The sequence below is a fragment of the Paramesorhizobium salinisoli genome, from assembly GCF_003335045.1.
Taxonomy (GTDB): domain Bacteria; phylum Pseudomonadota; class Alphaproteobacteria; order Rhizobiales; family Rhizobiaceae; genus Paramesorhizobium; species Paramesorhizobium salinisoli.
Map to the genome: position 1 here is coordinate 290,808 of NZ_QOZG01000002.1, position 12,946 is coordinate 303,753.

Here is a 12,946-nt window from a genome sequence, read left to right on the forward strand (position 1 = left end):
AATCAGGATGGCGACGGCACCAATACAGACTTCGCAGATCAATATTCCGGCAGAACTGAGAAGCAAATGGGGCTGGTTCGCAGGAATAGGCATCCTGCTGCTGATCCTCGGCGGCATCGCGCTTGGTAATCTCGTCATCGCGACTGTCGCCTCGGTTTATTTCATCGGGATGCTGATGCTGATTGGCGGTATCATCGAGATCGTCCATGCCTTCGGCGTCAAGGACTGGAAAAGCTTCCTTTTCTGGGCGCTGAGCGGGCTGCTCTATGCCGCCGCCGGCATCGTCGCCTTCATCAACCCCATCCTCGCCTCTGCGGTGCTGACCTTCCTGCTCGCCGCGGCCCTGATCGCCACCGGGCTCCTGCGCGCCTGGAGCGGCGTCCAGAGCAAGCCCGCGACCGGATGGGGCTGGCTCGTCGCAGCCGGCGTGCTGACGGCGCTGGCGGGTATCGTCATCGCGCTGGGCTGGCCGGTCAACAGCCTGTGGATCCTCGGCGCATTCCTGGCGATCGACCTGATCTTCCAAGGCTGGGCGTTCATCGCCTTTGGCCTCGGTATCAGGCAATGGAACGGAACAGTTCCTCCCGCCCCTGCCAAGACAGGGACGGCAAAGGCAAGCTGAGGAGCCGCGCCGCGATGCAATTGACGGTCGACGGAAGGGCTGCGGGCTGGTAGAAGCCAGCAATCCCGGTATTTACTCCATATTCCGAAACGAGCCTTCACATGCCCGCAGCCGATCATCCCGTTTCCAGACGCCGCACCTTCGCGATCATCGCCCATCCGGACGCCGGCAAGACGACGCTGACGGAGAAGCTGCTTCTGTTCGGCGGCGCGATCCAGCTTGCCGGCGAGGTGAAGGCCAAGAAGGACCGCATCCAGACGCGTTCGGACTGGATGAAGATCGAGCGCGAGCGCGGCATCTCGGTCGTCACCTCGGTGATGACGTTTGAATACAAGGACTGCGTCTTCAACCTGCTCGACACGCCGGGGCACGAGGATTTCGCCGACGACACCTATCGCACGCTGACGGCTGTCGATAGCGCGGTCATGGTCATCGACGCGGCCAAGGGCATCGAGCCGCGCACGCTGAAGCTCTTCGAAGTCTGCCGGATGCGTGACATTCCGATCGTCACCTTCATCAACAAGATGGATCGGGAAGCCCGCGACCCGCTCGAAATCCTCGACGAGATCGAGGAGAAGCTGGCGCTCGATACCGCGCCTATCACTTGGCCGATCGGTTCGGGTAAGAGCTTCGCCGGGACTTACAACCTCGTCGACAATACCGTGCGCCAGAAGGATGCCGAGGAGCAGCCGACGAAGGTCAGCGGGCCTGAAGAGGCGGCAAAGCTGTTGCCTGAGAACGAGCGCCAGGCATGGATCGACAGTCTGGAACTGGCTCAGGGCGTCTGCCGTCCCTTCGACCTCCCGTCCTTCCGGGAGGGTCATATGACGCCGGTCTATTTCGGCTCGGCGCTGAAGAATTACGGCGTGCGCGACCTGATCGAAGCGTTCTGCGACTTTGGGCCGAGCCCGCGGGCGCAGGATGCAGACAGGCGCAAAGTGGAGGCCACGGAAGAGCGGATGACCGGCTTCGTCTTCAAGATCCAGGCCAATATGGACCCCAATCATCGCGATCGCATTGCCTTCCTGCGCGTCTGTTCGGGCAAGCTTTCGCGCGGCATGAAGGCGAAGCTGGTGCGCACCGGCAAGCCCATGAGCCTTTCGGCGCCGCAATTCTTCTTCGCCCGCAGCCGCCAGATCGCCGATGAGGCCTTCGCCGGCGACGTGGTCGGCATACCAAACCATGGAACGCTCCGGATCGGCGACACGCTGACCGAGGGCGAGGATATATTGTTCCGTGGCGTGCCCAACTTTGCGCCTGAAATCCTGCGTCGCGTGCGGCTCGACGATGCGATGAAGGCGAAGAAGCTGAAAGAAGCCCTGCAACAGATGGCCGAAGAAGGCGTGGTGCAGCTGTTCCTGCCCGAGGACGGCTCGCCGGCTATCGTCGGCGTCGTGGGCGCGCTGCAGATCGACGTTTTGACCGAGCGGCTGAAGGTTGAATATACGCTACCCGTCGGCTTCGAGATGTCGCGGTTCTCGATCTGCCGCTGGATATCGGCCGACGACCCGGCGGAACTCGCCCGCTTTGTTGCCGCGCACCGCGCCGATATCGCCCACGATCTCGACGGGGATCCCGTGTTTCTCGCGCAAAATGGCTTCTCGCTCAATTACGAGGCCGAGCGCTGGAAGGCGATCCGCTTCGATACCATCAAGGATTATCAGGTGCGCGACAAGGCAGCCTGAAACTGCCTCATGAGGGGGAACATGATCGATCCCGCATTGGCCGCGCTCGACCTGCCGCAGCCACTCCGAAGCCGCCTGACGGGCTATCGCAGCCAGAGGGATGCGCTCGGCCAGTCTTCGGCGCATGTGCTGCTGCTGGAGCATGAGGCCCAGCCGGCACTCGTCCTGAAGATCGAACCGGCGAGCCAGGTAGGCGAGCTTGCCGGCGAAGTCGCGCGGCTCGAATGGCTAGCGAAGCATGGGCTTGCCTGCCCGAAGGTCCTGGCCTTCGAAATCCAGCCCGAACGCAGTCTGCTCCTGATGACGCGGCTTCCCGGCAGTGACCTTGCCTCGTCAGTGGGAAAGCTTGCGCCGGAGCGCATCGTGCGGATCCTCGCGGACACGCTGAAAACCCTGCATGCGATCGATCCCGCCTCCTGCCCTTTCGACCATCGCTTGGATATACGCATTGAAGATGCTCGTCTCCGCGTGACAGCCGGGGAAGTCGATGAAGAGGATTTCGACGAGGAGCGCGAGGGCCGCACGGCGGAAAGCCTGCTCGAGGAGCTTTACCGTCTCAAGCCCACGCACGAGGATATCGTCGTCACCCATGGCGACGCCTGTCTGCCGAACTTCATGGCGGATGATGGCCGCCTCACCGGCTTCATCGATTGCGGGCGGCTGGGCCTCGCCGACCGGCACCAGGATCTGGCGCTCGCTTGCTGGAGCATTCGCTACAATCTAGGCGAGAAATGGGTACAGCCCTTCCTCGAAGCCTATGACGGGCCGGAGATAGACCAAGCTAAATCCGCCTATTACCGGCTGCTGGACGAGTTTTTCTAATTCATGTGATCATTGTCCGGCACAATCCGCAGATGGCGCAGCTTGTCCGGATTGCGCATGACATAGATGGCGGTGATCTGCCCGTTCTCTATTGCGAGCGCTATCGTCTGCGGCATTCCGTCCTCTTCAAGCGTAAGGATGCCGGGCAGTCCATCGATACGCCCGATGCGGTGGATGGACGGCATCTGCCCTTCCACTTTGCCAGCCACACCGAGGAAGAAGCGGATCGTCTTGTCGCGTCCGAAAATCGGGTTGAGCGCCGTTTTCCTGGTGCCGCCGCCATCGGAATAGATCACGACATCCTGCGCGAGCAGGCTTTGTAGCGCTGTCGCGTCACCGCTGCGCGAAGCGTGGAAAAACGCCTCCGCGATATCATGGCCATGCTCTTCGGCCACGGGAAAGCGCGGCGCGGACGCCCGCACATGCTCCCGCGCGCGGCTTGCAAGCTTGCGGCAGGTGACGGGGTCGCGGCCGATGGCCTTTGCCACCTCGTCGAAGCCGATATCGAAGAGATCATGCAAGAGGAAGGCCGCGCGCTCCAGCGGTGAAAGACGCTCCAGCGCCATCATCAGCGTCAATGTAAGATTGTCGCCCTCGTCCTGCGCCATCTCGATGGCGGGTTCGGGCAACCATGTGCCGGGATAGGTTTCCCGGCGCACGCGCGCCGATTTGATATGATCGAGGCACAGCCGCGTGACAATGCGGGCGAGAAAAGCGCGTGGGTCGCGCACGGAGGCCTGGTCCGTGCCCATCCAGCGCAGCCAGGCATCCTGCACGATATCCTCCGCTTCGGCGACGGATCCGAGCATGCGGTAGGCAATGCGGATCAGCCGCGGGCGCAGGGCCTCGAAGATGGCCCCGGCATCATCCGGGGCCATCGGCGAAGAAGCGTCATGCGGCTGCATGAACCGCTTCCACCGGATGGATCGAGCGGAAGCCCACCGAAATGCGGTTCCACGCGTTGATGGTGGTAATCACGAGCGTCAACTTGACGATTTCCTCATCGCTGAATTGAGCTTTCAGCGCTTCGTAATCCGTATCCGGCGCCCGCGTCTGGGCCACCAGCGTCAGCGCTTCCGTCCAGCCGAGAGCGGCACGCTCGCGATCGGTATAAAGCGGCGATTCCCGCCAACCATCGAGCAGATAAATGCGCTCCTCGGTCTCGCCATGCGCACGAGCTTCGCGCGTATGCATATGGATGCAATAGGCGCAGCCATTGATCTGCGAGGCGCGAATCTTCACAAGGTGACGGATCGTCTCGTCGAGACCGCTGTTCGCGGTCTTGCTTTCCATGTCGAGCATCGCCTGCATGATCTGCGGCGCAACGGCGAAGGGATTCATTCTCGGTTTCATCTCATGTCTCCAAATCAGAGGTTATGCGATGCCTAGACGAGATAGCGTGGCGGAATGTGACATGGGATTGGTGTAGCCGATCATTTTTTCGATATCGCAGCCCAGCGATCTTACATCTGATAGTCACGGTTCATGTCTCGATGATTTCCAGCGCTTCTGCGATTTTCCCGGCGAGGCGGGCCGCCACCTCGTCCTTGCTCATGTCTGGCCATTCCTCGATGCCCAGCTTTGAGACGATGCGCACGGTGTTGCGGTCGCCGCCCATGACCCCGCTTGCCTGGGATACGTCATTGGCAACGATCCAGTCGGCCCCCTTCTTCTCCAGCTTCTTTCGGGCATTGGCGAGAAGATCCTGCGTTTCAGCGGCGAAGCCGACGACGAGGCGCGGGCGCTCGGCGTGATGGCCTATCCCGGCGAGGATATCTGGGTTCTCCACCATCTGCAGCACCGGAGGCTTGGCCCCCGGCTGCTTCTTGATCTTTTGGCCCGCTTGCGCTTCGGCCCGCCAATCGGCGACGGCGGCGACCATGACGGCTGCGTCGACCGGAAGCAGTTGCTCGACCGCATCCTTCATCTCGCGCGCCGTCTCGACATGGATCACCGAAACGCCCTCAGGGTCCGGCATGGATACCGGACCGGAGACCAGGCGCACGGTGGCACCCAGCCGCGCAAGGGCTGCCGCGATGGCATGGCCCTGCTTGCCCGAGGAGCGGTTGGCGATGTAGCGCACAGGATCGATCGGCTCGACCGTCGGACCGGAGGTCACGACGATTGTTTTGCCGGCTAACGGTATATGAGCCGGCTTGAAGAACGCCTCGATCGCGGCGGTGATTTCGAGTGGCTCGGCCATACGGCCCTCGCCCGCCTCGCCGCTTTCCGCCATTTCGCCGCGGTTGGGGCCGATAAAGCGGATGCCGTCGCGCGCCAGCGTGGCGCAGTTGCGCCGCGTGGCCGGATGGTCCCACATCAGCGGGTTCATGGCGGGAGCGACAAGCACCGGTGCGGTGGTGGCAAGAAGCACGGCGGTGGCCAGATCGTCGGCAAGGCCGTTGGCCATCTTCGCCATCAGGTCGGCGGTGGCGGGCGCCACCACGATCAGATCCGCCTCGCGCGACAGGCGGATATGGCCGACGTCCTGCTCATCCTCTCGGGAGAAGAGATCGGTGAAGACATGATCGGCGGCAAGCGCACCGACCGCAAGCGGCGTGACGAATTGCTGCGCGGCTTTGGTCATGATGGGGCGCACGGAAGCGCCGCGCTCGCGCAGGCGGCGGATTAAATCGAGGCATTTATAGGCTGCGATGCCGCCGCCTATGATGAGCAGCAGTCGCTTTCCCGCCAACGTTCCGCTGGAAATGGGGCTTTGCGCTTTCAGGGATGCGGGCTGGACAGGCAAGTCGGGGGTATCGGCTTGGCCCAGGAGCACGCGCGCCTCCTCCTCCATCGAGCGGCCATTGCGGGCGGCGCGCAGGCGGAGCCGTTCCTTTATCGCGCCATCGAGATTGCGAATGGTGATGCTGGCCATTTGATTGCAATTCCTTTCAAGGGAATGCGCCACAGCGCAATCATTGCCATCAATCTAAGCCAGTTTTTCTAGAGATGGAAGCCGAATGCAACGCCAACGACCGCAAGTGCAATCAAAGCAAGCGCAACTCGGCTCCAACGCGAGCCGCGCGCTGCCGCCCGGCCGACAGCATCAGTTGTTTCCCGCTCGAAGCGCAGGCCGTTTTCAGCCATTCTGTCGAGCTGATAGGAAATCCGCTCAAAGCGCCTTGCAAGGTCGGGTGTCTGGCGCAACAGGTGCAGGAGCGCAAAGCCGCCTTCGCGCGCATCGGCGATGATGCCGACCGGCCCGAGATTTTCTTTGATATAGTCGCTCACCACAGGCTCGGCCGCCTTCCACATATTGAAATGCGGATCGAGCGAACGGGATACACCTTCGACCACCACCATGGTCTTCTGCAACAGCAGCAGCTCCGGCCGCGTCTGCATATCGAAGAGTTCCGTCACCTCAAAAAGCAGGGTCAGGAGCTTGGCCATGGAGATGGTTTCGGCGGACTGGCCATGGATGGGCTCGCCGATGGCGCGGATCGCCTGAGCGAAGCTTGCGGCATCGTGATGATGCGGCACATAGCCAGCTTCGAAGTGCACATCGGCGACGCGCCGGTAATCGCGCTTGATGAAGCCATAGAGAATTTCGGCGAGGAAACGACGCTCCTTCTTGCCGAGACGGCCGGTAATGCCGAAATCGACGGCGACAATGATGCCCTGCGGATCTACGAACAGATTTCCGGGATGCATATCGGCATGGAAAAAGCCGTCGCGCAGGGTGTGGCGCAAGAAGGACTGGATGAGCGTCTCGGCGAGTTGGACCAGATCGTAACCGGCGGCACGCAGACCCTCGACATCGGACATCTTGACGCCGTCGATCCATTCGAGCGTCAGCACGTCGCGACCCGTGCGCTCCCAATCCACCGTCGGCACGCGGAAGCCGGGATCATCCTTCACATTCTCGGCGATTTCCGAAAGAGCCGCGGCTTCGAGCCGCAGATCCATCTCGATGCGGGTGCTCTGGGAGAGAGTTTGCGCCACTTCGACAGGGCGCAAGCGCCGAGACGCCGGCATGTACCGCTCCTGCAGCCGCGCCACCATGAAGAAGCTTTCGAGATCGCGAGCGAAACGCTGGCGAACGCCGGGGCGGATCACCTTGACCGCGACTTTATGGGGTACTCCTTCACGCGCCACTTCCGCCGGATGAACCTGGGCGATAGACGCAGCAGCAATCGGCAGACCGAAGCTGACATAAAGATCGTCGATCGGGCGGCCGAGCGAGCCTTCCACCGCCTTGATCGCCGCCTCTTGCGGAAAATAGTCGAGTTTGTCCTGCAACAGCGCCAAATCGAACGCCACGTCGCGCCCGACGATATCCGGACGCGTCGCCAAGAACTGCCCGAGCTTGACATAGGAGGGCCCGAGCCGGTTCATCGCGCGCGACATGCGCTCGGAACGCTTGGTCGTGCGGATGCGACGGCGCGCCAGAAGTCCGGCGATGCGATGGCCGAACGCCGGCAAACCGGTCAGCCCGTCGGCTGGCAGCGCGGTGATAACGCCCTCACGTGTCATGATCCACCCAGCGTGGATCAGCCGGAAGGCGGCGGCGAGACTGCTCATGAAACGACACTCATGTGGTCAGAGTTTCCAGCCGGAATGGAGTGCTGCGATGCCGCCGGAATAATTACGCCATGTGACGCGCTCGAAGCCGGCGGTACGGATCATCGCGGCGAAATCAGCCTGGCGGGGGAATTTACGGATGGATTCAACGAGATAACGGTAGGAATCGCCGTCGCCTGCGACCATCTGGCCGATGCGAGGAATGGCATTGAACGACCAGCTATCATAGATGCGGTCGAGCAGCGGCATCTCCACTTCGGAAAATTCGAGGCAAAGCAGGCGGCCGCCCGGCTTCAGCACGCGGTAGGCTTCCGAAAGCGCCCGGTCGATATGCGGCACATTGCGGATGCCGAAGGCGATGGTATAGGCGTCGAAGCGGTCGGACGCGAAGGGCAATTCCTCGGCATTGGCCTCGACGAACTCGATGTTATCGGCAAGCCCATTCTTGACCGCCCGGTCGTGACCGACCGCGAGCATCGAGCCATTGATGTCGAGGACGGTGGCGCGCGCCTTGCGGTTGGAGGCCTCCAGAATGCGGAAGGCGATATCGCCGGTGCCGCCTGCGACATCGAGCACCTGCCAGCCCTCGCGCTTGGGCGGCGCAAGCCAGTTCACCATGGCGTCCTTCCAGACGCGGTGGAGCCCGGCCGACATCAGATCGTTCATGACGTCGTAGCGGGAGGCCACCCGATGGAAGACCTCGTTGACCAGTCCCTGCTTCTCGTCTTCGCCGACACTGCGGAAGCCAAAGGACTTTTCCATGCCGCCCCTGGCGCCGACCCGGTCCGAAGCGCCCTGTTCATTGCCGTGTTCTGGGCTCATACCGTCACCTGTCCATTGCGTGATGAATCCGGCTCGAGCAGCCATCATGCACAAGTCTTCGTCTCAACCCATGATCTTTTCCGGAAAGCCTGTCAACTTCCGGGATTCATGCGCGATGACACCGATATAAAGCTTGCAACGGGCGATACAAGCAGGCACCGCCATGTTTCGATGCGGGACGAGCGAGGCTTCTCGCGGGCAAAAGCAGGCATAAAACTGTGCGTGCGGCGAATGCAGCCGTTTCCACGCCTGCCGCCTGCCGCTAAGGTCTCGGAAAAATAGTTGTTTGTAGAGAGAGTAGCAGTCATGGGCGTTACAGTCGTCGGTCACCCGCTTGTCCAGCACAAGCTCACCATCATGCGCAAGAAGGAGACCTCGACGGCGAGTTTCCGGCGCCTGCTCAAGGAAATCTCGTTGCTGCTCTGCTACGAGGTAACGCGGGACCTGGAACTGACGACTATGCGGATCGAAACGCCGATGACGGCGATGGATGCGCCGACGCTGGAAGGTAAGAAGCTGGTCTTCGCCTCCATCCTGCGCGCCGGAAACGGCCTGCTCGAAGGGATGCTTGATCTGGTGCCGGCGGCGCGCGTCGCCCATATCGGGCTCTACCGCGACCACGAGACGCTGCAGCCCATCGAATATTACTTCAAGGCGCCGGAGGACATCGTCAATCGGCTGATCATCGTGGTCGACCCGATGCTCGCCACCGCCAATTCAGCCATCGCAGCGATCGACAAGCTGAAGGAGCGCGGCGCCACCAATATCCGCTTCCTCTGCCTTCTCGCGGCACCCGAAGGCATCGAGCGCTTTACAAAGGCGCATCCTGATGTTCCCGTCTTCACCGCCGCTATCGACAGCCATTTGAACGAGAAGGGCTATATCGTGCCGGGCCTGGGCGATGCGGGCGACCGCATGTATGGGACGAAATAGGGAGCCAGCCATGGCCCGGCGGAGCAATATTGCAGCTATCGAGAAGGCCACCGGACGGTCTTTCGAGGATTGGCTGGCATATTTCCGCTCTATCGACGCCGAGACGCTCTCCCACAAGGAGATCGCCGAAAGGATCGTTCAGGCCGGACTGGCCTCCGGCTGGTGGGCGCAGGCGGTGACCGTCGCCTATGAACAGCATATCGGACGGCGCATTCCCGGGCAGAAGAGCGACGGCACATTCCAGCTTTCCCTGACGAAGACCGTTGGTGGGACGATGGATGAGGTGCTTGAGCAGTGGTCAAGACTGATGGAGGGCCGTAGCGAGATCGGAGGCATCCCGGTTTCGCATGGACCGGAGACAAGCCGGACCGAGAAATGGCGTTACTGGCGATGCCGGCTTGGCGACGGCACGCATGTCAACGTCCATATCTACCAGAAGACACCCGACAAGGCCGGGCTCGGTATCGGCCACGAAAACCTGCCATCAGAAGCCCAGATCGAGCACTGGCGGAGCATCTGGAAAGAGATGCTGACGACGCTTTAGCGCATTTCAGATCGAAGTGGAAACGCTGCGGGACAGCGCCCCGCTCTGCCCTGCTGGCCATCTCCCCCGCGTGAGGGAGATGGCTGCTCTGGAATTCAGGCCCATCACTCCGCAATCCGGCGCTTGACCGGGCGGATGGGGCGGGGACGGAGGGGGACGAAGCCGTAGGCGGCCTGAACCGAGCGGACCGCCGCTTCAGCCGCGGCCTCGTCGCGGGCGTGGACCAGCGCCAGCGGCTCGCCCGGATTGATCTCGGCGCCGATGGGCTGCAGGGCGGTCAGACCGACCGCGTGGTCGATTGTGTCCTCCGGCCGCGTGCGGCCGCCGCCGAGCGCGACGACGGCGAGGCCCAGGGCGCGCGTCTCGATCGAGCCGACAAAGCCCTTCTGGGGCGACGGAACTTCCCGCGTGACGGGCGCTGCGGGCAGGTAGTGCGCCGGGCGCTCCACGAAATCGGCGGGACCGCCCAGCAGCGCCACCATGCGCCCGAAGGTTTCCGCTGCCCGGCCGCTCTCCAGTGCCATCTGCGCTTTTTCCATCGCCTCGCGCGGCGTTTGCGCCAGCCCAGAGATGACCAGCATTTCGGCAGCGAGCGCAAGCGTCACCTCCAGCAACCGTGCATCGCGCCGGTCGCCGGTCAGGAAATCGACGGCGTTCCTGACCTCGACGGCGTTGCCGGCGGCGAGCGCCAGAGGCTGGCTCATATCGGTGAGCAGCGCCGTCGTCGGGAGACCGGCGCCATTGGCGACTGCCACGAGACTTTCGGCAAGGGCCGTCGCATCTCGCGTCTTCGTCATGAACGCGCCGTTACCGGTTTTGACGTCGAGCACCAGCCCCTGCAAGCCGGCGGCGAGTTTCTTCGACAGGATGGAAGCGGTGATCAGCGGGATGGACTCCACCGTCGCCGTCACGTCTCGGATTGCATAGAAACGCTTGTCGGCGGGCGCGAGATCGGCGGTCTGGCCGATGATGGCGCAGCCGGCCGCGCGTACGGTGCTGATGAAGCGCGTTTTGTCCGGTTGACTGACATAGCCGGGAATCGAATCCATCTTGTCGAGCGTGCCACCGGTATGGCCAAGGCCGCGGCCGGAGATCATCGGCACATAGGCGCAGCAGGCGGCGACGATCGGCGCCAGCATCAGCGAGACATTGTCGCCGACGCCGCCCGTCGAATGCTTATCGACGACGGGGCCATCAAGTGCGGACCAGTCGAGCACGTCGCCGGAATCGCGCATGGCGAGTGTCAGCCCCACGGCCTCGTCACGACTCATGCCGTTGAAGAAGACCGCCATGGCGAACGCAGCTATCTGGCCTTCGCTGACCGTGCCCGAGGCGATGCCACTGGCGAAAAAGGCGATTTCATCTGCGCCGAGCACCCTGCCGTCACGCTTGGCGCGAATGATCTCCTGGGGCAACATGGTCAGTAATCCGCCGAGGCTGCGGCGCTGCCGCTGCCGTTTAGTGCCGCGAGCACATCATCGAGCAAACCGGAAGCGCCGAAGCGGAAGGTCTCCGGCGTCGCCCACCGCTCGCCCATGATCTCGTCGGTGAGAGCAAGATACCCGGCCGCTTCCTCCAACGTTCGGATGTCTCCGGCGGGCTTGACGCCGGCATCGCGGCGGAATTCGCGGATCGCTTCCAGCATGATGCGCAGGGCATGCGGCGAGGCGTTGATTTCCACCTTGCCGGTCGAGGATTTGATGAAATCTGCGCCCTCTTCCAACGCGACTTCCGAAGCCGTCTCGATCAAGGCATCATCCGCCAGCCTGCCGGTTTCGAGAATGACCTTGAGCTTCACCTTGCGGCCACACAGTTTTTTCACGGAGCTGATCATCTGCCTGGAAAGGACTGCGCCGTTCGCCGCAAAATCGCGGTAAGGCAGCACGAGGTCGATCTCGTCGGCCCCATCGGCAATCGCCTGCTCCGTCTCGGCCAGCACGTCATCGATATCCGTGCCGCCATGGGGAAAGTTGACGACGGCCGCAATCCGTACGCCGGTGCCGTGCAAAAGCGCCTTGGCGGTTTCGATGAACCGAGGCCAGATGCAGATGGCAGCCGTGTGGCCATGGGGCGTGATCGCCCTGGCACTGAGCGCCGCGACCGCCTGTGGCGTCGAATCCTCGGCAAGATCGGTCAGGTCGATCAGCGGCAATACGCGGAGCGCTAGCGATTTGCGGTCGGCTGGGGTCATGCGATCTCTCCGATCAGATGGTGCAATATGGCTTGCAGGCGTCTGCCGCCGATGGGGGCCATATCCTTGGTTTCCTGATGCGACAGCTCGCCCCCGGTCATGCCAGCGCCCAAATTGGTGATGACCGAGCAGGCGGCGACGCGAAGCCCCAGAAATCGAGCGAGGATGACTTCCGGCACGGTCGACATGCCTACCGCATCGGCCCCAAGCGCCCGCGCCATGCGGATTTCAGCCGGTGTTTCGAAGGACGGGCCGGAGAACCACATATAGACGCCACGCGGCAACGTCTCCCCCGCCTTGGCCGCGGCATCTTCGAAAGCTTGCTTGAGACCGGCATCATAGGCGGCTGTCATGCCGACGAAACGCTCATCCGAAAGCTCTCCGATCAGTGGGTTGAGGCCGGAATAGTTGATATGATCGTCGATCAACATGACGCTGCCCGGGGCAAGGTCTTCGCGCACGGAGCCGGCGGCATTGGTCAGGATCAATGTCTCGATGCCCAGGCTCTTTAGCGTCTCCAGCGCCGGGCGCATGGCGGCGGCGTTGCCCTCCTCGTAATAATGCGCCCTGCCCGAGAGGATGAGAACGGGTTTACCCGAAAGCCGCCCTGCCACCAGTTCGCCTGCATGGCCGGATACGCCGCTCACCGGAAAACCTGGCAAGTCCGCATAGGAAAAGCGCAGCGCGTCCTCCACCACGTCAACGAGGGGACCCAAGCCTGAGCCGAGCACCACAGCGAGTTTCGGGGCGAGCCTTGCCTCTTCAAGCGCGGCGCCTATGCGGCTGACGGTGTTCTCCATCTG

General features: G+C 62.6%; 13 protein-coding genes. 5 read left to right on the plus strand and 8 right to left on the minus strand.

Features of this window, described 5'->3' with window-relative positions; translation table 11 throughout:
• Positions 1 to 7: 7 nt before the first annotated feature.
• From DUT91_RS04965 to DUT91_RS04975, 3 genes are all read left to right on the plus strand, one after another.
• Positions 8 to 622 (plus strand): HdeD family acid-resistance protein, encoded by a 615-nt coding sequence (locus DUT91_RS04965; RefSeq protein ID WP_114439261.1) that lies wholly within the window; start codon positions 8 to 10, stop codon positions 620 to 622.
• 101 nt (positions 623 to 723) lie between these two features.
• A complete protein-coding gene (locus tag DUT91_RS04970) occupies positions 724 to 2,307 on the plus strand; it encodes a peptide chain release factor 3 (protein ID WP_114439262.1) in 1,584 nt (527 codons plus the stop codon).
• Positions 2,308 to 2,328: 21 nt separating this feature from the next.
• Complete coding sequence (locus DUT91_RS04975) at positions 2,329 to 3,129, plus strand: APH(3')-II family aminoglycoside O-phosphotransferase (RefSeq protein WP_114439263.1); 801 nt, start codon at positions 2,329 to 2,331, stop codon at positions 3,127 to 3,129.
• Here DUT91_RS04975 and DUT91_RS04980 read toward each other — a convergent pair.
• From DUT91_RS04980 to ubiE, 5 genes are all read right to left on the minus strand, one after another.
• A complete protein-coding gene (locus DUT91_RS04980; RefSeq protein ID WP_245419555.1) occupies positions 3,126 to 4,034 on the minus strand; it encodes a sigma-70 family RNA polymerase sigma factor in 909 nt (302 codons plus the stop codon). The genes DUT91_RS04975 and DUT91_RS04980 overlap by 4 nt on opposite strands.
• Positions 4,021 to 4,482 carry a carboxymuconolactone decarboxylase family protein gene (locus DUT91_RS04985; protein WP_114439264.1) on the minus strand — a complete coding sequence of 154 codons (462 nt, stop codon included), beginning with the start codon at positions 4,480 to 4,482 and terminating at the stop codon, positions 4,021 to 4,023. The genes DUT91_RS04980 and DUT91_RS04985 overlap by 14 nt, the downstream gene beginning before the upstream one ends.
• Positions 4,483 to 4,612: 130 nt before the next feature.
• Positions 4,613 to 6,007: a bifunctional phosphopantothenoylcysteine decarboxylase/phosphopantothenate--cysteine ligase CoaBC gene (coaBC, locus tag DUT91_RS04990; protein WP_114439265.1), complete on the minus strand. Its 1,395-nt coding sequence runs from the start codon at positions 6,005 to 6,007 to the stop codon at positions 4,613 to 4,615.
• Positions 6,008 to 6,075: 68 nt separating this feature from the next.
• Positions 6,076 to 7,653: a 2-polyprenylphenol 6-hydroxylase gene (gene ubiB / locus DUT91_RS04995; RefSeq protein ID WP_114439266.1), complete on the minus strand. Its 1,578-nt coding sequence runs from the start codon at positions 7,651 to 7,653 to the stop codon at positions 6,076 to 6,078.
• Between the two features lie 18 nt (positions 7,654 to 7,671).
• Positions 7,672 to 8,475 (minus strand): bifunctional demethylmenaquinone methyltransferase/2-methoxy-6-polyprenyl-1,4-benzoquinol methylase UbiE, encoded by an 804-nt coding sequence (gene ubiE / locus DUT91_RS05000; protein ID WP_114439644.1) that lies wholly within the window; start codon positions 8,473 to 8,475, stop codon positions 7,672 to 7,674.
• 306 nt (positions 8,476 to 8,781) lie between these two features.
• Here ubiE and upp point away from each other — a divergent pair, with 306 nt between their 5' ends.
• Both upp and DUT91_RS05010 read left to right on the plus strand, forming a co-directional pair.
• Entirely contained in the window at positions 8,782 to 9,408 is a 627-nt protein-coding gene (gene upp / locus DUT91_RS05005; protein ID WP_114439267.1) for a uracil phosphoribosyltransferase, read from the plus strand.
• A 10-nt stretch (positions 9,409 to 9,418) separates the two neighbouring features.
• Positions 9,419 to 9,952: a hypothetical protein gene (locus DUT91_RS05010; protein WP_114439268.1), complete on the plus strand. Its 534-nt coding sequence runs from the start codon at positions 9,419 to 9,421 to the stop codon at positions 9,950 to 9,952.
• Between the two features lie 104 nt (positions 9,953 to 10,056).
• Here the strand turns inward: DUT91_RS05010 and deoA are convergent, their stop codons facing one another.
• From deoA to DUT91_RS05025, 3 genes are read right to left on the minus strand one after another with little or no spacing between them, the layout of a single operon-like run.
• Entirely contained in the window at positions 10,057 to 11,370 is a 1,314-nt protein-coding gene (gene deoA, locus DUT91_RS05015; protein ID WP_114439269.1) for a thymidine phosphorylase, read from the minus strand.
• A gap of 2 nt (positions 11,371 to 11,372) precedes the next feature.
• Positions 11,373 to 12,143, minus strand: coding sequence for a deoxyribose-phosphate aldolase (gene deoC, locus DUT91_RS05020; protein WP_114439270.1), 771 nt, complete (start codon positions 12,141 to 12,143; stop codon positions 11,373 to 11,375).
• Positions 12,140 to 12,943 carry a purine-nucleoside phosphorylase gene (locus DUT91_RS05025; RefSeq protein ID WP_114439271.1) on the minus strand — a complete coding sequence of 268 codons (804 nt, stop codon included), beginning with the start codon at positions 12,941 to 12,943 and terminating at the stop codon, positions 12,140 to 12,142. The genes deoC and DUT91_RS05025 overlap by 4 nt, the downstream gene beginning before the upstream one ends.
• Positions 12,944 to 12,946 lie beyond the last annotated feature (3 nt).

Bases quoted from the DNA above. Each gene is read 5' to 3' on its own strand.
- DUT91_RS04970 (WP_114439262.1), top strand. From the start codon at position 724: ATGCCCGCAGCCGATCATCCCGTTTCCAGACGCCGCACCTTCGCGATC.
- ubiE (WP_114439644.1), bottom strand. From the start codon at position 8,475: ATGAGCCCAGAACACGGCAATGAACAGGGCGCTTCGGACCGGGTCGGC.
- DUT91_RS05010 (WP_114439268.1), top strand. From the start codon at position 9,419: ATGGCCCGGCGGAGCAATATTGCAGCTATCGAGAAGGCCACCGGACGG.
- DUT91_RS04980 (WP_245419555.1), bottom strand. From the start codon at position 4,034: ATGCAGCCGCATGACGCTTCTTCGCCGATGGCCCCGGATGATGCCGGG.
- DUT91_RS04965 (WP_114439261.1), top strand. From the start codon at position 8: ATGGCGACGGCACCAATACAGACTTCGCAGATCAATATTCCGGCAGAA.
- upp (WP_114439267.1), top strand. From the start codon at position 8,782: ATGGGCGTTACAGTCGTCGGTCACCCGCTTGTCCAGCACAAGCTCACC.
- DUT91_RS04975 (WP_114439263.1), top strand. From the start codon at position 2,329: ATGATCGATCCCGCATTGGCCGCGCTCGACCTGCCGCAGCCACTCCGA.
- deoA (WP_114439269.1), bottom strand. From the start codon at position 11,370: ATGTTGCCCCAGGAGATCATTCGCGCCAAGCGTGACGGCAGGGTGCTC.
- coaBC (WP_114439265.1), bottom strand. From the start codon at position 6,007: ATGGCCAGCATCACCATTCGCAATCTCGATGGCGCGATAAAGGAACGG.
- deoC (WP_114439270.1), bottom strand. From the start codon at position 12,143: ATGACCCCAGCCGACCGCAAATCGCTAGCGCTCCGCGTATTGCCGCTG.
- ubiB (WP_114439266.1), bottom strand. From the start codon at position 7,653: ATGAGCAGTCTCGCCGCCGCCTTCCGGCTGATCCACGCTGGGTGGATC.
- DUT91_RS05025 (WP_114439271.1), bottom strand. From the start codon at position 12,943: ATGGAGAACACCGTCAGCCGCATAGGCGCCGCGCTTGAAGAGGCAAGG.
- DUT91_RS04985 (WP_114439264.1), bottom strand. From the start codon at position 4,482: ATGAAACCGAGAATGAATCCCTTCGCCGTTGCGCCGCAGATCATGCAG.